The sequence below is a fragment of the Bacillus sp. BR3(2024) genome (assembly GCF_039134555.1).
GTDB lineage: Bacteria > Bacillota > Bacilli > Bacillales > Bacillaceae_G > Bacillus_A > Bacillus_A cereus.
On sequence record NZ_CP152433.1, the window covers coordinates 1,406,778 to 1,425,729 of the forward strand.

Sequence of the window (18,952 nt, forward strand, 5' to 3'; positions counted from 1 at the left end):
ATTAAATGAGGTGTTGTATATGGAGAATGAAATGCTGGAACGAGTAGAACAATTAGAAGAGAAGGTTAAGAGGTTAGAGGGAGAACTTGCAAGAACGATGAAAGCTCGAAAAATAAGTACCGTTCGGATGTTCGGGGAAGGGTTACTGTTTTTGGTATTTGGTGTGGTTGTAGTAGGGCCGATTATTGCCGTTGTAATCTCGATTTTTACTTGGCTTGCTGAAAAATAAAATAAAAATAAAAAGAACGCTTGTTCTATACGAACAAACGTGCTATACTCTCCTTAGATAAACAAAACGGAAATGATTTTAAGGAGAGATAAATGATGAAAATGACAGTAGACCAAAGATTTATGATGCCAGCAGATGTTGTAGAGCGAGTGGAAGTATTACGAAACAAACAAAGCAAGCGTGGCACATTATTACAATCGGTAAATAAATTTTTCGGTTTAGATACGAAAGAAGATTGTGTTTGGTTTTACGGTTTTTATGGAGTGGCTGTAAGTATCTTGTTGTTTATGGTGTTCACTTCAAATATTTTCGATTTTCTCTTCGCGTAAGAAATATGCGATAAGGACATTGCTACCGAATACATATATAAGGAAGTAAGGTAATCTTCTAGAGCGGGAGTTGGTAGCAATGGCGATGTTTCCTATAGAGCGCAACTATATTGGATATGGAAGTTCACGACCGGGGATTCCTCTGACTAAAGTGAGATTTATTGTAAGCCATGATACGGGGAATCCTGGAAGCAATGCGATAGGGAATCGAGATTACTTTAATGAATTACAACCGAAAGCTTCGGCGCATACATTTATAGATGATAAAACAATATTGGAGATTATTCCTATAAATGAAGTTGCGTATCATGTTCGATATGGTGTGCCGACGGATAATGACTTATATGGCTATGACGCGAATAAGGCGGCCATTGGAGTGGAACTTTGTTATGGTGGTGATGTTAACTTTTGGGAAGCATATAATCGTTTTACATGGTATCATGCGTATTTATGCCAAAACTTTGGCTTAAATCCGAAAAAAGATATCGTGTCACATAAAACGCTTGATCCAGCTAGAAAGATTGATCCTGAGAATGTATTAGGGAAACAAGGTATTAAATTTCAGCAGTTTTTAGCAGATGTCTATCGGATGTACGTTTCGTTTAGATGACAAATATATGAAAAATGAATACAATAAAGATAGGTGCCTACTGCTGTAAGTAGGTTTTTTCTTGTTTTTATAAATAGTGTATTGGTAGAAGACTAGGAGTGGACGAGTATGCAGAAAGAAACAGTTATTATAATCGGAGGCGGTCCGTGCGGATTAGCGGCTGCAATTTCGTTGCAAAAGGTAGGGATAAATCCGTTAGTAATTGAAAAAGGAAACATTGTAAATGCCATTTATAATTATCCAACTCATCAAACATTTTTCTCTTCTAGTGAAAAATTAGAAATTGGTGATGTAGCTTTTATTACAGAAAATCGTAAGCCAGTTCGAAATCAAGCGCTTGCGTATTATCGTGAAGTAGTAAGACGTAAATCTGTACGTGTAAATGCTTTTGAGCGAGTGGAGAAAGTTCAAAAAGATGGAGAAGCTTTTCAGGTTGAGACGACAAAGCGTGACGGAAGTAAGGAAATATATATAGCGAAATATATTGTTGTAGCAACTGGATATTATGATAATCCAAATTATATGAATGTTCCAGGTGAGGAATTGAAGAAAGTAGCTCACTATTTTAAAGAGGGGCATCCTTATTTTGATCGAGATGTAGTAGTTATAGGTGGGAAAAACTCGAGTGTAGATGCCGCGTTAGAACTTGTTAAATCTGGTGCACGTGTAACGGTACTGTATCGTGGAAGTGAGTATTCACCAAGCATAAAGCCTTGGATTTTGCCGGAATTTGAGGCGTTAGTACGAAATGGTACAATTCAAATGCATTTTGGGGCTCATGTGAAAGAAATTACTGAGCATACATTAACGTTTACAGTTGATGGTGAAGCTCTTACAATCAAAAACGATTTTGTATTTGCGATGACTGGTTATCATCCTGATCATAGCTTCTTAACGAAGATGGGTGTTCAGATTGATGAAGAAACAGGACGTCCAATTTATACAGAGGATAGAATGGAAACGAATGCTGAAAATATTTTCATTGCAGGTGTCATTGCTGCTGGAAATAATGCAAATGAAATATTTATCGAGAACGGAAGATTTCATGGAGATGCGATTGCGCAAACCATTGCATCAAGAGAAAAATAAAAAGGAGCTGTCGGGAAAACCTCGACAGCTCCTTTTTATTCGTGCATAAACATATTTTGAATGGATTCATGAGAATTTGTATTCTCTAATGCAACAAGTAATTTAATGCGTGCTTTTTGTGCATTTAAGCCGTATGTGAATACAATGCCCATATCTTTTAAGTGTTTACCGCCACCTTCATACGAATATACGTCTTGAACGATACCGTTGAAACAGCGAGAAACTAATACGACAGGAATACCTCTATTTAATAATCTTTCTAGACTAGGTAGTGTTCTTGGAGGGAGATTACCTTGTCCAAGAGCTTCGATAACAATGCCGTCTACAGGAAGATTTTCGATTGCTGCTAATAATGTATCATCCATGCCAGCATATGCTTTTAGAACAACTACATTTTTAGACACTTTGTTTATCGTATATGTTTCGTGATGTACTAAAGCGTGATGGAAGACAACGCCGCGTTTTGTTACCATTCCAATTGGTCCGTATTGTGGGCTTTGGAATGTTGCAACATTACTTGTATGTGTTTTCGTTACATTTGTAGCGCAATGAATTTCGTCGTTTAATACGACTAAAACACCTTTTTCTGCAGCTTCATCACAACTAGCAACTTTTACAGCTGATAAGAAGTTATATAGACCATCAGCACCTAACTCATTGCTAGAGCGCATTGCACCTGTCACTACGATCGGAATAGTTGCTTGTACTGTTAAATCTAAGAAATAAGCTGTTTCTTCTAATGTATCCGTGCCATGCGTAATGACTACGCCATGAATGTTGTCTTGTTTTACTCTTTCATCAATGATGACTTGTAATTGTAACATTTCGCTCGGTGTCATATGAGGAGATGGTAGGTGGAACACATCTTCAACGATTAAATCAACATCGCCTTCTAAATCAGGAATGAATTTTAAAAGAGGATTTTTTTCACCTGGTTGTACGACCCCAGTTTCTTTATCTTCCTCCATTGCAATTGTTCCACCTGTGTGTAAAACTAGGATTCTTTTCAATGCTTATACCCCTTTCAAGTAAAAAAATACATTTAGAACATAACATGTTTTGAGTAAATTCGACAATGGAAATGTATAAAAGTATGCCTCGAAAATGACAATAAAATTAACTGCTATATGTACGATGTATAAAATCATGAAACGAAATGTGCAAATATAGTATAGGAGGGAAGAATTCCGGTGAAAAAGATGGAGAGAATTTTTATTCGTATATTAATAATACAATTCATTTGTCTTTCTGTTGTGCAATTGTTATTTATACATAAGTCATCAGTGAAATATTTATCTAAAATTGTTTATTATGAGGGTGTCATGGTAAAAAACAAAGTGGAAATCTTGCAGGTGAATAGGTAGTTTTCATTTTCTTCTATGAAGGATTATGCTACAATAATTGAGGATTTAATGACGTGAAGCAAATGAGAAGAAGCAGGGTGAACACCTGCTTTTCGTTTTGTTTTATAAGTGAAAAAATGAGGTGTTACAATGGATAAACGAATTTCAATTGCTATAGATGGTCCAGCAGCTGCTGGGAAAAGTACAGTGGCAAAAGTTGTTGCGAAGGAACTTTCTTACGTTTATATTGATACAGGCGCAATGTACCGTACGCTTACATATGCAGCCCTTGAACAAAAAGTAGACATTGAAAATGAAGAGCAGTTAATGGAAGTTGTAAAGAATGTAAATATTGAGTTTCAGCAAGGAGAAAATACACAGCTTGTATTTTTAAATGGACAAGATGTTTCTGAAGTAATTCGTACACCTGATGTGACGAATCGAGTATCTATTGTAGCGAAACATCGCCTTGTTCGTGAAGAAATGGTACGTCGTCAGCAAGAGTTAGCGAAAAAAGGCGGCGTTGTAATGGACGGCCGTGATATTGGTACACATGTATTACCGGATGCTGAAGTGAAAATCTTTATGCTTGCTTCTGTTGAAGAAAGAGCGGAAAGAAGACATTTAGAAAATTTAAATAAAGGTTTCGATTCTAATTTAGAGCAGCTAAAAGAAGAAATTGCTCAGCGTGATAAATTAGATTCAGAACGCGAAGTTTCTCCACTAAAAAAGGCTGATGATGCATTGGAATTAGATACGACTTCTTTATCAATTGAAGAAGTTGTCCAAAAAATTATGAGCATTGTTTCTGGAGTGTTTGCGAAATAAAGAAAGGGGATAGTCCTCTTTCTTTTTTTGTTTAAATAGAAATGTAAAGGATACGTGAATTGTGAGTCTCTTTCCTTGACAAATGAGCTGATTTGTAAGAAGTTAGTTAAAGAGGAATAAAACTGTCAGAATATATTCGCTATTATATTTCAAAACATACTTTTTTCAAGCTGGTTTTGCTGTATACTATTTATATAGGTTTAATATATTTTCTTGTGAATGTTATTGAAAAAGAGTATGTGATGAGAAATTCTTAAACATGCAAATGAAAACTTTGTTTTCATTTCGTATATACATAAAAAATGCTTTGTCAATTCTGTAGGGAGGTATTTCCATGGTAGAGAAAATGAATGAAGAAGTTATGGATTCAAAAGAATTACAAGTTGGTGACGTTGTTACAGGTTCTGTAACGAAGGTTGAAGAGAAACAAGTGCTTGTAAATGTTGGATACAAAACAGATGGCGTAATTCCAATTAGTGAATTAGCTAACGTTCATATTGAAAAAGCAAGCGATGTTGTAGAATTAGATCAAACACTAGAGTTGAAAATTATTAAATTAGAAGAAGATGATCTTGTCTTATCTAAACGTGCTGTTGATGCAGAAAAAGCATGGGTAGAACTACAAGAGAAATTTACTTCTGGTCATGTATTTGATGTTACTGTAAAAGATATTGTGAATGGCGGATTAGTTGTGGACCTTGGTGTTCGCGGTTTTATTCCAGCATCACTTGTAGAAGTACATTATGTAGAAGACTTTACTGACTATAAAGGTAAAACATTAGCGGTGAAAATTGTTGAATTAGACCGTGAAAAAAATCGTGTAATCCTTTCGCATAAAGCGGTAGTAGAATTAGAACTAGATTCTAAGAAAAAAGAAGCAATTTCTTCATTAAAAGAAGGGGACGTTGTTGAAGGAACAGTACAACGATTAACTGACTTTGGCGCATTCGTTAACGTTGGTGGAGTGGACGGTTTAGTTCACATTTCACAAATTTCACACGAACGTGTAGAGCAACCTTCTGAAGTGTTAGAGCAAGGTCAAAAGGTTAAGGTAAAGGTGTTATCTGTTGATGCTGATACACAACGTATTTCTTTATCAATTAAAGCAGCTCAACCAGGACCTTGGGAAAACGTTGCTGGCGAAATAAAAGCTGGAGATATTCGTGAGGGAGTAGTAAAACGCCTTGTTACATTTGGTGCATTCGTTGAGATTTTACCGGGCGTTGAAGGGCTTGTACACGTATCTCAAATTGCAAATCGTCACGTGAAAAATCCGAATGAAGTATTGGAAATGGGACAAGAAGTAAAAGTGAAAGTACTTGAAGTTCACGTAGCAGAGAAACGTATTTCTTTAAGTATAAAAGAAGCGCTTGAGGAAAATAATGTAACTGAAGATTATAGTCAGTATGAGCCAAATGCTGATTCTGCTACTTTCCAATTAAGTGATATTATTGGTGAACAACTGAAAAAATTAAAGAAATAATGAGGGGTACAAGTGGTAAGGGCAAAACGTAAATTAGATCATATTGAATACGCTCTTTCTACTGGTCAGTCTCGTACGCATGGCTTTCATGATATTGATTTTGTGCATCAAAGCTTGCCAAATTCAAATTATGACACAATAACATGTGAAACAAAAATCGGCGAACTTTCACTAAGTTCGCCGATTTTTATCAATGCGATGACTGGTGGTGGAGGAGAGAAAACGTTACATATTAATGAGCAATTAGCATATGTAGCGAAACATCATAACCTTGCTATGGCTGTAGGTTCGCAAATGGCGGCGTTAAAAGATGAAAGTGAAGCTGCTTCTTATAAGGTGATTAGAAAGGTAAACCCAAATGGTATTTTCTTTGCTAATTTAGGTAGTGAGGCAACTATCGAGCAGGCAGAGCGCGCCGTTGATATGATTGAAGCGAATGCATTACAAATTCATTTAAATGTCATACAAGAGTTAACGATGCCAGAAGGAGACCGTGATTTTACTGGAGTACTTCAGCGCATTGAGAAAATTGTTTTAAATAGTAAAGTTCCTATCATTGTAAAAGAAGTTGGATTTGGGATGAGTAAGGAAACAATGCAACAGTTAGTGAACGTAGGTGTAACAGCAATTGATATTGGTGGGCAAGGTGGTACGAATTTTGCTGCTGTTGAAAACGAAAGAAGACAGCGAATGCTTTCTTATTTTAATAACTGGGGCATACAAACAGCAACCTCGATTATTGAAGCAACCTCTACAAATAATAACCTCTCTTTTATTGCATCTGGGGGTATACAAACAGCGCTTGACGTAGCGAAAGCAATCGCATTAGGGGCGAATACAACTGCGTTTGCTGGTTATTTTTTACGTATTTTAATGCAAGATGGTATCGAGAAGTTAGTAGATGAAATTGAGCTTCTACATACAGATTTGAAATTTATAATGACAGCTCTTGGTGCGAAGACGATAGAAGAGTTGCAATCTGTACCTCTTGTTGTAAAGGGTGAAACATATCATTGGTTAATGCAGCGTGGTATTGATACTGCGCATTATAGTAGGAGATAAAAAATCAACCATTCGGTTGATTTTTTTTTGTTCTATTCTTTTTCGTAATATAAAGTGGAGAATGGAATTAGTATTATATAAAAATATCATTTCGTAAAAAGTGTAATTGAAAAAGGGTTGGAAAATGTAGATGGTGTGTTGTCGAATTACTGGAGAGAACTTAATTTTTAATGGGAATAGGTGAAGGTAAAAAGAAGTAATGGGAGGATATAGTATGCGAAATATTATTTCGATATAAATAGAAATCATTAAACTGATTATGTAAAAGACGGTTTCGTACAATATAGAAACCGTCTTTTTGTATTAATTAGTGCTGGTTTTGTTTTCGAGCCTGTTCTGGTGTATCAAGTCCAGTTGCACCTGGATATTGTAGTGATTGATCACGATCGGATTCAACGCGGCGTGATTCTCGTAGTTTTCGTTCTTGGCGATCTTTACCCATAATGAATAACACCTCCTTGTTAAAAGTGTTGCTGTTATAAGAAAAAACTATGCGTAAATAAAGTGGATTAACTTTCATAAAAAGTTCCCATAATGGAAAACATAGGAGGTGAAGTTGATGGATGGAAGTACTTTTTATTTTGTAGCTTGGATAGGGTGGATCATTGTAACCTTTTTTATGAAAAAGGACCCTATCCGATGGAAGTTAGGCGCTTGTATACTGATTTTTATAATTTGCTCTCCGTTACATGTAACGATTGCCTCATTCGTGGTATCAGTAAATGCTCTTTTACTTTGTATTATTTCTTTTATAGGGATCACGCTATATTCCGTCTGGAAAAAATTGTATAGCTTACTTTCGGCACTTATTATTGCAATGTTATATACAAGTTTTCATCTGTTAGAAATATATGATCCGATTTGGATTGTGGTGGATAGAGTGTTTCTGCTAAGTAGTGCTCTTGTGTATGCATCGGTGTTATTGCATGGGGATCGCATATTACGATTATGTTCTCTATATGTAGGGATGTTACAAGGAGAGCTGCTAGTGACATTTATTTTTAGGAAATTGAATTTTCCATATGATTACGGTAGTTTAGCATTTTTTGATATCGTCGCCATTTCTACATTATTCATGGCAATATTGTTTTGGATTGCAAAAGCATCAGTATACATGGAACGGTTTAAGAGAAAAACACGTAAAAGAAAGGCGAGGGTAATACATGACTGAATATACACCAGCCATTTTATGCGGCGTAATAGCGGGGACAGTTACAAGGGTGCTAATGCTTCGGACGGATACGCGGCAATATCCGACGAGGCTACATGGGAAAATTATTCATATTGCAATGGGGTTAATTGCAGCTGCTTTAGGAGCGATTGCAATCCCGTCTATTTTGAAAAAAGATTTTTCTGCCATTACATTTCTTACATTAGCAGCGACACAATTTCGTGATGTACGTAATATGGAAAGAAATACGCTTCAACAATTAGATGGGTATGAGCTCGTACCGCGTGGAAATACATACATTGAAGGAATTGCATTGGTTTTTGAAAGTCGCAACTATTTGGCAATGTTAACGTCGTTTGCAACGACGTTTGCGTATATAGGATTCCGTTCATGGATTGCAGGAGTAATTATGGCTATAATCGCATTTTTTATCGCGAAAAAATTAATGTCTGGTAAAAGGCTACATGATCTTGTTGAAATTGAGCACGTTCCGCTTCGTTTTGAAGGAGCAGGGCTTTATATTGACAATATTTACATTATGAATATTGGATTGCCAGCAAGACAAGAAGAAATTATGAAATATGGTATGGGTTTTATTTTAAAGCCGAAATCAATTGATGCGATGGTTACAATCTCAAATTTAGGGCAACGACAAGCTATTTTACACGATGTTTCAGTAGCGTTAGGGATTTATAGAGATTCTGGTACACCAGCGCTTGTACCGTTAGCAAAGCGTGATTTAGAGGATGGCAGGGTTGGGATTTTTGTCCTGCCGCAAGATCAAGATGCAGAGAAAGCGATAGGTGTCATAGGAAATGTACCAACGTTAGAAAGTGCTGTCCATATGTCATCGGAAGCCCCAAAAGGAAGGGGAGATAAGAGATGATGTTAGAAAGTGTTATTCTGGCAGTTATAACAACGACTCCAGAAAAATTTGCAGGTGGTGCTCCTTTATTCGTTTGCGAATCGACGGAGGAACTAGAATTTGTTGCAAATAATTTAGAAGCAATTTTAGATGGTATTGCACATCGCTTACAAGAGAATGTATATATTATTGTGAAACATTAGCAACGTGTGTTATAATGTGAGGTGTTTTGATACGTTGAGAAATATTCTGGAATGCAAATCCCTTCTTGCACAAAGAAGGGTTTTTTACATAATAAACAGAAGCAAGTTGAAAGGATGAAAGTATATGCCGAAACCAGTAATAGCGATAGTAGGTCGCCCGAACGTAGGGAAATCTACTATTTTCAATAGAATTGTTGGAGAAAGAGTTTCAATCGTAGAAGATATTCCAGGTGTAACGCGCGATCGTATTTATAGCGCTGGAGAATGGTTAAATCATGAATTTAATATTATTGATACGGGCGGAATTGATATTGGAGACGAGCCGTTTTTGACACAAATTCGTCAACAAGCTGAAGTAGCAATTGATGAAGCGGATGTTATCATTTTTATGACAAACGGTCGTGACGGTGTAACAGCAGCTGATGAAGAAGTTGCAAAAATTTTATATCGTTCAAATAAACCGGTTGTACTTGCAGTAAATAAAGTGGACAATCCGGAAATGCGCAGTGACATTTATGACTTTTATGCATTAGGATTTGGCGAACCATTCCCAATTTCAGGTACACACGGATTAGGGTTAGGTGACTTACTAGACGAAGCTGCACAACATTTTCCAAAGATTGAAGAAGACGGATATGATGAAGACACAATTCGTTTCTCTTTAATTGGACGTCCAAACGTAGGGAAATCATCACTTGTAAATGCTCTTCTTGGTCAAGAGCGTGTAATTGTTAGTAATGTAGCAGGAACAACTCGTGATGCTGTCGATACACCATATAGTAAAGATGGAAAAGATTATGTAATTATTGATACAGCTGGTATGCGTAAAAAAGGAAAAGTGTATGAAAGTACAGAAAAATATAGTGTACTTCGTGCGCTAAGAGCGATTGAACGTTCTGACGTTGTTTTAGTCGTTTTAGATGGTGAAGAAGGAATTATTGAGCAAGATAAAAAAATCGCTGGATATGCTCATGATTCAGGGCGAGCTGTTGTTATCGTTGTAAATAAATGGGATGCAGTGAAAAAAGACGAAAAAACAATGAAAGCATTTGAAGAAAATATCCGTGCTCATTTCCAATTCTTAGAATACGCACCAATTGTTTTCTTATCTGCAAAAACGAGAAAACGTACACAAACATTAATACCGGTTATCGATGAGGTAAATGAAAGTCATAGTATCCGTATTCAAACGAACGTATTAAACGATGTAATTATGGATGCGGTAGCGATGAATCCGACGCCAACTCATAATGGTAGCCGTCTGAAAATTTTCTATGCAACACAAGTTGCGGTAAAACCACCGACATTTGTTGTGTTTGTAAACGATCCAGAATTATTGCACTTCTCATATGAGCGTTTCTTAAAGAATCGCTTACGTGAATCATTTGGCTTCGTAGGAACGCCGATTCACATTATCGCTAGAGCAAGAGACTAATGGAGAGGATGTGATTTTATGACAAAAATCACAGTAGTAGGAGCAGGTAGCTGGGGAACAGCGTTAGCGATGGTATTAGCTGACAATGGACATGATGTACGTATTTGGGGAAATCGCCCAGAACTTATGGATGAAATTAATACGAAACATGAGAATAGTCGATATCTCCCAGGCATTACATTGCCAAGCACAATCGTAGCCTACTCTTCTTTAGAAGAAGCATTAGTAGATGTAAATACAGTACTGCTAGTAGTACCAACGAAAGCGTACAGAGATGTATTACAAGAGATGAAAGAAATTGTTACTGAACCAATTACTTGGATTCATGCGAGCAAAGGAATTGAACCTGGTACGTCAAAACGTATTTCGGAAGTGATTGAGGAAGAAATTCCAGAGCACTTAATTAAAGATGTTGTTGTACTGTCTGGACCGAGTCATGCTGAAGAAGTCGGTTTACGACAAGCGACAACAGTTACGTCTGCAGCAAAGCGTATGGAAGCGGCTGAGGAAGTACAAGATTTATTTATGAATAGTTATTTTCGTGTATACACAAATCCAGATATCGTTGGAGTTGAACTTGGTGGTGCGTTAAAAAATATTATCGCATTAGCTGCTGGTATAACTGATGGTCTTGGATTAGGTGATAATGCAAAGGCGGCATTGATGACACGGGGTTTAACAGAGATTGCTCGTTTAGGAAGAAAAATGGGCGGGAATCCGTTAACGTTTGCTGGTCTAACTGGTATGGGAGACTTAATTGTAACTTGTACAAGTGTTCATAGCCGAAATTGGCGCGCTGGAAATATGCTTGGAAAAGGACACTCTTTAGAAGAAGTGTTAGAAAGCATGGGTATGGTTGTGGAAGGTGTAAGAACAACGAAAGCTGCTCATGAATTGGCAGAGAAAATGGAAGTTGAAATGCCGATTACAGCTGCTTTATATGACGTGCTGTTCAATGGGAATAACGTAAAAGATGCAGTAGGCTCATTGATGGGACGTGTTCGAAAACATGAAGTGGAAGCTATACCTGATTTACTGTAAAGAAAAGCGACAGAAGTACATTTGTACTTCTGTCGCTTTTTTATTTTTTGGGTCTTTTCACCATTTTTTCATTTTTGCATAGGATGAAGAGTAACTTGAGGAGAGGGTGAAAAGAATGGATAATAATATTTTTAATAATATTGAGAAGGAAGCGAAAGTAAATAAAGAGGATATTTTTAAATTAGCATCATCCGTGCAAAATGCGAATTTACGTGATGAAACTGTACTTCGTCAATTAATTCATCAAGTGGCTCTTATGGCGGGACGTGAAGTGCCGAAAGAGCAAGAGGATCAAATTGTAAAAGCGATTATTAATAATAATATGCCAACAGATTTTGGTTCGTTAAGCAAAATGTTTAAAAAATAAATTATGAGAAACAAAGAGTTTGGAGATTGCATATGATAGCCATGAAAGAATGGGAATAGAGCTGTTTTTGGGCATATTTGGTCAACCGAAGCGAGAGATACAATCGCTTCGGTTTTATTTTTGCCTAGATTGGTGAGAAATGCTGGAAAACCTATTGATTAAAGTTACATACTCGCGATTTGTAGTAAAATGTTCTTTTTGTATTTGTTTAAAGATTTTAATTTGTTAAAATAGTATAAAAATAGATTAATAAAAAGGGGTGTGTATATGTCAGAAGGGCTTATGAAAATGTGGCTGGCTTTAGGGGCAATTGGATTTATGTTTTTTGCAGTAAGTTTTATTTTATTAAGTAGACATAGAATAAAGAATAAATTTTTGAAAGGGATTACAGCGTTAGTAGCGTACACCCTTATGATTGTGTCAGGAATTGTTATTTTTCTTGTTGTATTTAGTGGACCTGTACAGCAGTAAATGGAATGGTCTCGAAAATACTACATACGGAGCAAATTAGATTAGTATGAAAAGGTGATGCTAGTGAAAAAATTCCATATTATTTTAATATTTTGTTGTATGAGCCTTTTAACGGGGTGTCTGTATCCGAAAGAAAATATGAAGCAAAATGCGGTTCCTTATGAAGATCAGCTACAGGTTGTTCAAAAAGCTGTTGTGACATTTAAGGAGCAAAATGATGGGATATTGCCAATTAAGACGAGGGATATGAGTACACCTATTTATCAAAAGTATCCAATCGATTTTCAACAGATTGCCCCGCGTTACATACAAGAAGCGCCAGGGAATGCGTATGAAAGTGGAGGAGTATATCAATACGTATTAATAGACGTTGAAACAAATCCGACAGTAAAGTTAATTGATGTTAGGATGGCTGAACAAATTCAGGAACTATCTTTAAAGCTTAGGATGTATCGTGATGAACATCAATATCCACCTTTTAAAAAAGTAATTTCAGATGGTGTATATGAATTGGATTTCAAAAAACTAGGATATAAAGATGTGCCACAAGTGACAAGTCCATATTCTGGTAAAGGACTTCCTTTTGTAATTAATGAAAAAGGAGAAGTTTTTGTTGATTATAGAATCGACCTATATGACGCTTTGAAAAAAAATGAAGGGCAGTTTACAGAGGGAGAAGATATTCGAAATATACTTTCGAAAGGTTCCCCGTTTGTACCAGCTTATTCTTTACCGTACACAGTAAAGGACGGAGAACCAATTTTTTTAAAATGATAAGTCATGAACCTTTCTTTTAGTGAATAAGTTCTAGAAGAAAGGTTTTTTATGTTATACAACTTACGATGCAAACAAAAGATATTTTTTAATAGTCATATGAAATTGGACAAAATTATATGATATATTGTCCGAACTTCTAGAATACCATTATATTATATCAGATATTATAGGCAACGTTAGAGAAGGTATTAGTTGACTATAAACGCGGAATTATTCCCAAAAATTTTGAGGGAGGGAATCACTTGGAAAAGGTAGATATTTTTAAAGATATTGCAGAACGAACAGGCGGTGATATTTATTTTGGAGTTGTAGGAGCTGTTCGAACAGGGAAATCAACATTCATTAAAAAATTTATGGAACTTGTAGTTATTCCAAATATTGAGAATGAGTCTGACCGTCAAAGAGCGCAGGATGAATTGCCTCAAAGTGCTGCTGGTCGTACAATTATGACGACGGAACCGAAGTTTGTTCCAAACCAAGCGGTTTCTATCGAAGTAGATGAAGGACTTGAAGTGAATATTCGATTAGTAGATTGTGTTGGATATACGGTTCCTGGAGCGAAGGGCTATGAAGATGAGAATGGCCCGCGTATGATTAATACCCCTTGGTATGAAGAACCTATTCCATTCCATGAAGCTGCAGAAATCGGCACGCGTAAAGTAATTCAAGAACATTCAACAATTGGTGTTGTAATTACAACAGATGGAACAATTGGTGAAATTCCAAGAAGAGATTATATAGAGGCAGAAGAACGCGTTGTAAATGAGTTGAAAGAAGTAGGAAAACCTTTCATTATGATAATTAATACGGTACAGCCGTATCATCCAGATACAGAGCAATTACGCCAAAGTTTATCAGAAGAATATGATATCCCGGTTATTGCAATGAGTGTGGAGAGTTTAAGAGAAACAGATGTATATAATGTACTTCGTGAAGCGCTATTTGAATTCCCTGTATTAGAAGTGAATGTGAACCTTCCGAGTTGGGTAATGGTGCTAAATGAAGGGCATTGGTTGCGTCAAAGTTATCAAGAAGCAGTTCAAGAAACTGTGAAGGATATAAAACGTCTTCGTGATGTGGATCGCGTTGTTTGGCAGTTTAGTCAATATGAATTTATTGATCGAGCGAGCCTAGCTGGCATTGATATGGGGCAAGGTGTGGCGGAGATTGATTTATATGCGCCAGATGAATTATATGATCAGATTTTAAAAGAAGTAGTAGGAGTAGAAATTCGAGGGAAAGATCATTTGTTAAAGCTTATGCTCGATTTATCTCATGCGAAAATAGAGTACGATCAAGTGGCGGATGCACTGCGTATGGTTAAGCAAACAGGATATGGTGTAGCAGCACCTGCATTAGCGGATATGAGCTTAGATGAGCCAGAAATTATTCGTCACGGTTCAAGGTTTGGTGTGAAGTTAAAAGCGGTAGCGCCATCTATTCATATGATTAAAGTAGATGTAGAGTCAACGTTTGAGCCGATTATTGGTACTGAAAAGCAAAGTGAAGAATTAGTTCGTTATTTAATGCAAGATTTTGAAGATGACCCGTTATCAATTTGGAATTCTGATATATTTGGACGTTCACTTAGCTCGATTGTTCGAGAAGGAATTCAGGCGAAATTATCTTTAATGCCAGAAAATGCTAGATATAAATTAAAAGAAACGCTAGAAAGAATTATTAATGAAGGATCTGGCGGATTAATTGCGATTATACTATAAGAAAAAATCCCTCTCATTGTAGAGGGATTTTTTGTTTTTTTTGATTATAAAATAGAAAAATAAACAGTCATTATCTAATACATTGTTGTAAATTGTCAAGTTTCATCAGATTTTCACATTTTAAGAGTAACAATTTCCTTAAAAATATTGAATTATAAAGGAGAATCGTATAATATAGGCGTTGATAATGATTTATCTACATCTTTGTAGTATAGAATTTGCAAAAATTGCCTACAAATGAAAGTAAGACTCATTTTATGATCATTATACAGTCTTATCTTTGGGAGGAGGTGAATGGCATGAACAAGACAGATTTAATCAATGCTGTTGCAGAAGCAAGTTCCCTTTCTAAAAAGGACGCAACAAAAGCAGTAGACGCTGTTTTTGATTCTATCTTAGAAGCTTTAAAACAAGGTGATAAAGTACAACTGATCGGATTCGGTAACTTCGAAGTTCGTGAGCGTGCGGCTCGTAAAGGTCGTAACCCACAAACAGGTGAGGAGATTGAAATCGCTGCAAGTAAAGTACCTGCATTCAAACCTGGTAAAGCGTTAAAAGATGCGGTTAAATAATCCTTACATATTAACAGGGAAGAAGAGTTTCCTTTTTGGGAACTCTTCTTTTTGCTTTTAAAAACATAAATATGCTAGAATGTGTTCGTATCACTTTTAGGTTTTCGGGAGGGCTAGCGGATGGCAAAAGTTAATTTAGAACAAATTGAACATGCAGTACGCCTTATTTTAGAGGCGATTGGGGATGACCCAAATCGTGAGGGAGTACTTGATACACCAAAGCGTGTTGCAAAAATGTACGCAGAAGTGTTCTCAGGTATGCATGAAGATCCGAAAGAGCATTTGCATAAAGTATTCGGAGAAGATCACGAAGAGCTTGTACTAGTAAAAGATATACCATTTTATTCGATGTGTGAGCATCATTTAGTACCATTCTATGGAGTTGCTCACGTTGCATATATTCCGCAAGGTGGAAAGGTAACAGGGTTAAGTAAATTAGCTCGTACCGTAGATACAATTGCACGTCGTCCACAACTGCAAGAACGTATTACATCAACAGTAGCGAACTCTATTATGGAAGTACTAGAGCCTCATGGTGTAATGGTAGTAGTAGAAGCAGAACATATGTGTATGACGATGCGTGGTGTGAAAAAACCAGGTGCGAAAACAGTAACGACAGCAGTGCGTGGTGTGCTTGAAAATGATGCTGCAGCGCGCAGTGAAATTTTATCGTTTATTAAAACGAAGTAAAGAAAAGCGGGAAACTGCTTTTCTTTTTTTTTTTAGTAAATAAATGATATAGTTTTAACTAGACAGAGTGAGATTAGAAAGATTGCTTACATGAATGGTAGGTGTAGCCAAGTTTTGGTTATAGAAAATAGAGTGTATGTGTTATAATAAGTTTTATGAATTAGAAAACAAGGGTGATTTTTTGTGTGTGACATCTACGGAGGGTATGCGGGTATAAAAGAAAAATTGATGGAGAAATTACGCCATCCTTATTTTATAAACTATATTGAAGAACCATTTATTGATGAAGAAAAGATAGCATTGTTATATGGTGCTTTAAAGAGTGCAAACTTACATATAGAACAAATTGAGCATTACGTAGTAACAATTATGCTTGTACAAATTGCGCTTGATACGCATGAAAGGGTATCAAATAAAGCAGGCGAGGAAGAGATTGAATTCCATAAATGTCGTCAATTAACAGTACTTGCAGGTGATTACTATAGTGGACTATATTATTATTTATTGTCTATGAATCGTGATATTGTTTTAATTCGTGCACTTGCTGAAGGAATTAAAGAGATAAATGAACACAAAATTATGTTATACCAAAAAGCGCATGAAACGACGGATGACATAATGAAAAGCATAGTAACGATTGAGTCTGCGCTCCTTCAAAAAACATGTGATCATTTTCAGTTATCACATTGGAAGCCATTTATCACATACGTATTAGGTGGAAATCGCCTTCAAAAAGAAATTCAATTGTATGCTGATAAGCAACATTCACCTGTTTTTCAAGCTATGCAAGATGCTTTAGGGGATAAAGCAGAAGTAGTGATTAATGGTTGGATGAAGGAATTGAGAAAGAAAGAAAAACAATTTTTAGAAAATCACACAGACATAAATGAAATAAATTCTGTGTTAAGGAATAAATAGAAGACATAAGCAATTTTACATTGGAAGAAGGTACGAGCATGCAACAATCAAAAGAAGAAAGAGTACATGACGTATTTGAAAAGATTTCTGATAAATACGATGTGATGAATTCTGTAATTAGTTTTCAAAGACATAAAGCGTGGCGGAAAGAAACGATGCGAATTATGGATGTACAACCAGGCAGTCAAGCGCTTGATGTATGCTGTGGAACCGCAGATTGGACAATTGCGCTAGCTGGAGCCGTAGGTGAGCAAGGAAAGGTTGTTGGCTTAGACTTCAGTGAAAATATGTTATCTGTTGGTAAGCAAAAGGTAGAGGCGTTACAATTAAAACAAGTAGAACTTCTACATGGGAATGCAATGGAACTTCCGTTTGAAGATAATACGTTTGATTATGTGACGATTGGGTTTGGTTTACGTAACGTACCGGATTATATGCACGTATTAAAAGAAATGACGCGTGTAGTAAAACCAGGTGGAAAAGTAATCTGTTTAGAAACATCTCAACCAACAATGATTGGTTTTCGACAAGGGTATATTTTATACTTTAAATATATCATGCCGTTATTTGGAAAGATGTTTGCGAAAAGTTATAAAGAATATTCATGGCTTCAAGAATCTGCTAGTACGTTCCCAGGGATGAAAGAATTGGCTCAAATGTTTGAGCAAGCTGGACTTGAACGTGTGCAAGTGAAACCATTTACTTTTGGGGTAGCAGCAATGCATTTAGGAATTAAACCAGAATCAAAATAGAAAAAAGAAGTTTTAGGTTAAGGTGAACAATATGAAGTTACAACTTATGTACTCTTTTTTACGATCGGATATTAATGTGATAGAAAAAGAATTAAAAAAGACAGTCGCTTCTGAACAGCCATTAGTAGAAGAGGCAGCATTACAGCTTATTGAAGCTGGTGGGAAACGAATTCGTCCTGTATTTGTGTTGCTTGCAGGGAAATTTGGAGATTATAAGTTAGATGCGATTAAGCATGTTGCTGTTGCGTTAGAACTTATTCATATGGCTTCTCTTGTTCACGATGATGTTATTGATGCTGCATTTTTACGACGCGGCAGTGCGACTGTGAATGCGAAATGGGGAGATCGTATTGCGATGTATACAGGGGACTATCTGTTCGCTAAGTCTCTTGAATGTATAACCAATATCGAAATTCCAGAGGCACATCAAGCGTTATCACATACTATTTTAGAAGTCTGTAAAGGTGAAATTGAACAAATTAAAGATAAATACAATTATGACCAAAATTTAAGAACGTATTTAAGAAGAATAAAGCGAAAAACAGCATTATTAATTGCCGCGAGTTGTCAATTGGGAGCGATTGCTGCTGGTGCTAATCGTGATACGGTAAATCGTCTATTTTGGTATGGGTATTTTGTAGGAATGTCTTATCAAATTATTGATGACATTTTAGACTTCGTTTCTACAGAAGAGAAACTTGGAAAACCTGCTGGTGGGGATTTACTACAAGGGAATATTACACTTCCTGCTTTATATGCGATGGAAGATCCCGTACTTCGTCAGAAAATCACATCTGTACATGAAAATTCAACAGCAAGTGAAATGCAAGAAATTATTGATGCTGTAAAAAATAGTACAGCAATTGATCAAGCATTTGCGTTTAGTGAACGTTATTTACATAAAGCTTTAGAAATAATAAAACCACTCCCACGTGGAAAAGCAAAGTACGCATTACAAAATGTTGCAAAGTATATTGGAAAACGAAAATTTTAAGG

24 protein-coding genes are annotated in these 18,952 nt (G+C 36.2%); 22 read left to right on the forward strand and 2 right to left on the reverse strand.

Annotated features, from left to right (window positions below; genetic code table 11):
- Positions 1-19: 19 nt before the first annotated feature.
- From V7S45_RS07335 to V7S45_RS07350, 4 genes are all read left to right on the forward strand, one after another.
- Positions 20-229 carry a hypothetical protein gene (locus V7S45_RS07335; RefSeq protein WP_000426763.1) on the forward strand — a complete coding sequence of 70 codons (210 nt, stop codon included), beginning with the start codon at positions 20-22 and terminating at the stop codon, positions 227-229.
- A 92-nt stretch (positions 230-321) separates the two neighbouring features.
- Positions 322-558, forward strand: a complete 237-nt coding sequence (locus V7S45_RS07340) for a DUF3961 domain-containing protein (protein ID WP_001983018.1) — start codon at positions 322-324, stop codon at positions 556-558.
- 79 nt (positions 559-637) lie between these two features.
- A complete protein-coding gene (locus V7S45_RS07345) occupies positions 638-1,168 on the forward strand; it encodes an N-acetylmuramoyl-L-alanine amidase (protein ID WP_001240655.1) in 531 nt (176 codons plus the stop codon).
- A gap of 108 nt (positions 1,169-1,276) precedes the next feature.
- Entirely contained in the window at positions 1,277-2,257 is a 981-nt protein-coding gene (locus tag V7S45_RS07350) for a YpdA family putative bacillithiol disulfide reductase (RefSeq protein ID WP_001168522.1), read from the forward strand.
- A 35-nt stretch (positions 2,258-2,292) separates the two neighbouring features.
- Here V7S45_RS07350 and ansA read toward each other — a convergent pair whose 3' ends face one another.
- Positions 2,293-3,267, reverse strand: a complete 975-nt coding sequence (ansA, locus tag V7S45_RS07355; protein ID WP_000822010.1) for an asparaginase — start codon at positions 3,265-3,267, stop codon at positions 2,293-2,295.
- A 180-nt stretch (positions 3,268-3,447) separates the two neighbouring features.
- On the opposite strand from ansA, the gene V7S45_RS07360 reads away from it, so the two are divergent.
- The 4 genes from V7S45_RS07360 to V7S45_RS07375 all read left to right on the forward strand — a co-directional run bounded on the left by V7S45_RS07360 (position 3,448) and on the right by V7S45_RS07375 (position 6,973).
- On the forward strand, positions 3,448-3,621 hold the full coding sequence (locus tag V7S45_RS07360; RefSeq protein ID WP_000738057.1) for a YpfB family protein: 174 nt from the start codon (positions 3,448-3,450) through the stop codon (positions 3,619-3,621).
- Positions 3,622-3,750: 129 nt separating this feature from the next.
- Positions 3,751-4,428, forward strand: a complete 678-nt coding sequence (gene cmk, locus V7S45_RS07365; protein WP_000361252.1) for a (d)CMP kinase — start codon at positions 3,751-3,753, stop codon at positions 4,426-4,428.
- 334 nt (positions 4,429-4,762) lie between these two features.
- Complete coding sequence (gene rpsA, locus V7S45_RS07370; protein WP_000229559.1) at positions 4,763-5,911, forward strand: 30S ribosomal protein S1; 1,149 nt, start codon at positions 4,763-4,765, stop codon at positions 5,909-5,911.
- 12 nt (positions 5,912-5,923) lie between these two features.
- Positions 5,924-6,973, forward strand: a complete 1,050-nt coding sequence (locus tag V7S45_RS07375) for a type 2 isopentenyl-diphosphate Delta-isomerase (RefSeq protein ID WP_000251036.1) — start codon at positions 5,924-5,926, stop codon at positions 6,971-6,973.
- Positions 6,974-7,280: 307 nt separating this feature from the next.
- On the opposite strand, the gene V7S45_RS07380 is transcribed toward V7S45_RS07375, so the two are convergent.
- Positions 7,281-7,415 (reverse strand): YpzI family protein, encoded by a 135-nt coding sequence (locus tag V7S45_RS07380; protein ID WP_000513900.1) that lies wholly within the window; start codon positions 7,413-7,415, stop codon positions 7,281-7,283.
- Positions 7,416-7,532: 117 nt separating this feature from the next.
- On the opposite strand from V7S45_RS07380, the gene V7S45_RS07385 reads away from it, so the two are divergent.
- From V7S45_RS07385 to hepT, 14 genes are all read left to right on the forward strand, one after another.
- Positions 7,533-8,144: a hypothetical protein gene (locus V7S45_RS07385; protein ID WP_000349103.1), complete on the forward strand. Its 612-nt coding sequence runs from the start codon at positions 7,533-7,535 to the stop codon at positions 8,142-8,144.
- Positions 8,137-9,030, forward strand: coding sequence for a YIEGIA family protein (locus V7S45_RS07390; protein ID WP_000141596.1), 894 nt, complete (start codon positions 8,137-8,139; stop codon positions 9,028-9,030). The genes V7S45_RS07385 and V7S45_RS07390 overlap by 8 nt, the downstream gene beginning before the upstream one ends.
- Positions 9,027-9,212 carry a hypothetical protein gene (locus tag V7S45_RS07395; RefSeq protein WP_000979059.1) on the forward strand — a complete coding sequence of 62 codons (186 nt, stop codon included), beginning with the start codon at positions 9,027-9,029 and terminating at the stop codon, positions 9,210-9,212. Before V7S45_RS07390 ends, V7S45_RS07395 begins: the two co-directional genes overlap by 4 nt.
- Before the next feature lie 124 nt (positions 9,213-9,336).
- A complete protein-coding gene (engA, locus tag V7S45_RS07400) occupies positions 9,337-10,647 on the forward strand; it encodes a ribosome-associated GTPase EngA (RefSeq protein WP_001125893.1) in 1,311 nt (436 codons plus the stop codon).
- An 18-nt stretch (positions 10,648-10,665) separates the two neighbouring features.
- Positions 10,666-11,688, forward strand: a complete 1,023-nt coding sequence (locus V7S45_RS07405; protein WP_000161763.1) for an NAD(P)H-dependent glycerol-3-phosphate dehydrogenase — start codon at positions 10,666-10,668, stop codon at positions 11,686-11,688.
- A 115-nt stretch (positions 11,689-11,803) separates the two neighbouring features.
- Positions 11,804-12,055 (forward strand): stage VI sporulation protein F, encoded by a 252-nt coding sequence (locus V7S45_RS07410; protein ID WP_000369754.1) that lies wholly within the window; start codon positions 11,804-11,806, stop codon positions 12,053-12,055.
- A 267-nt stretch (positions 12,056-12,322) separates the two neighbouring features.
- Positions 12,323-12,526: a DUF2768 domain-containing protein gene (locus V7S45_RS07415; protein WP_001289008.1), complete on the forward strand. Its 204-nt coding sequence runs from the start codon at positions 12,323-12,325 to the stop codon at positions 12,524-12,526.
- Between the two features lie 63 nt (positions 12,527-12,589).
- On the forward strand, positions 12,590-13,300 hold the full coding sequence (locus V7S45_RS07420) for a hypothetical protein (RefSeq protein WP_000713407.1): 711 nt from the start codon (positions 12,590-12,592) through the stop codon (positions 13,298-13,300).
- 245 nt (positions 13,301-13,545) lie between these two features.
- Complete coding sequence (spoIVA, locus tag V7S45_RS07425; RefSeq protein ID WP_000416519.1) at positions 13,546-15,024, forward strand: stage IV sporulation protein A; 1,479 nt, start codon at positions 13,546-13,548, stop codon at positions 15,022-15,024.
- 299 nt (positions 15,025-15,323) lie between these two features.
- On the forward strand, positions 15,324-15,596 hold the full coding sequence (locus V7S45_RS07430; RefSeq protein WP_001043860.1) for an HU family DNA-binding protein: 273 nt from the start codon (positions 15,324-15,326) through the stop codon (positions 15,594-15,596).
- A 120-nt stretch (positions 15,597-15,716) separates the two neighbouring features.
- Positions 15,717-16,286, forward strand: coding sequence for a GTP cyclohydrolase I FolE (folE, locus tag V7S45_RS07435; RefSeq protein ID WP_001151482.1), 570 nt, complete (start codon positions 15,717-15,719; stop codon positions 16,284-16,286).
- Between the two features lie 183 nt (positions 16,287-16,469).
- Positions 16,470-17,204, forward strand: coding sequence for a heptaprenyl diphosphate synthase component 1 (locus tag V7S45_RS07440; RefSeq protein ID WP_000332847.1), 735 nt, complete (start codon positions 16,470-16,472; stop codon positions 17,202-17,204).
- A gap of 38 nt (positions 17,205-17,242) precedes the next feature.
- Positions 17,243-17,956, forward strand: coding sequence for a 2-heptaprenyl-1,4-naphthoquinone methyltransferase (menG, locus tag V7S45_RS07445; protein WP_001187674.1), 714 nt, complete (start codon positions 17,243-17,245; stop codon positions 17,954-17,956).
- Positions 17,957-17,987: 31 nt separating this feature from the next.
- Positions 17,988-18,950, forward strand: a complete 963-nt coding sequence (gene hepT, locus V7S45_RS07450; protein WP_000776077.1) for a heptaprenyl diphosphate synthase component II — start codon at positions 17,988-17,990, stop codon at positions 18,948-18,950.
- Positions 18,951-18,952 lie beyond the last annotated feature (2 nt).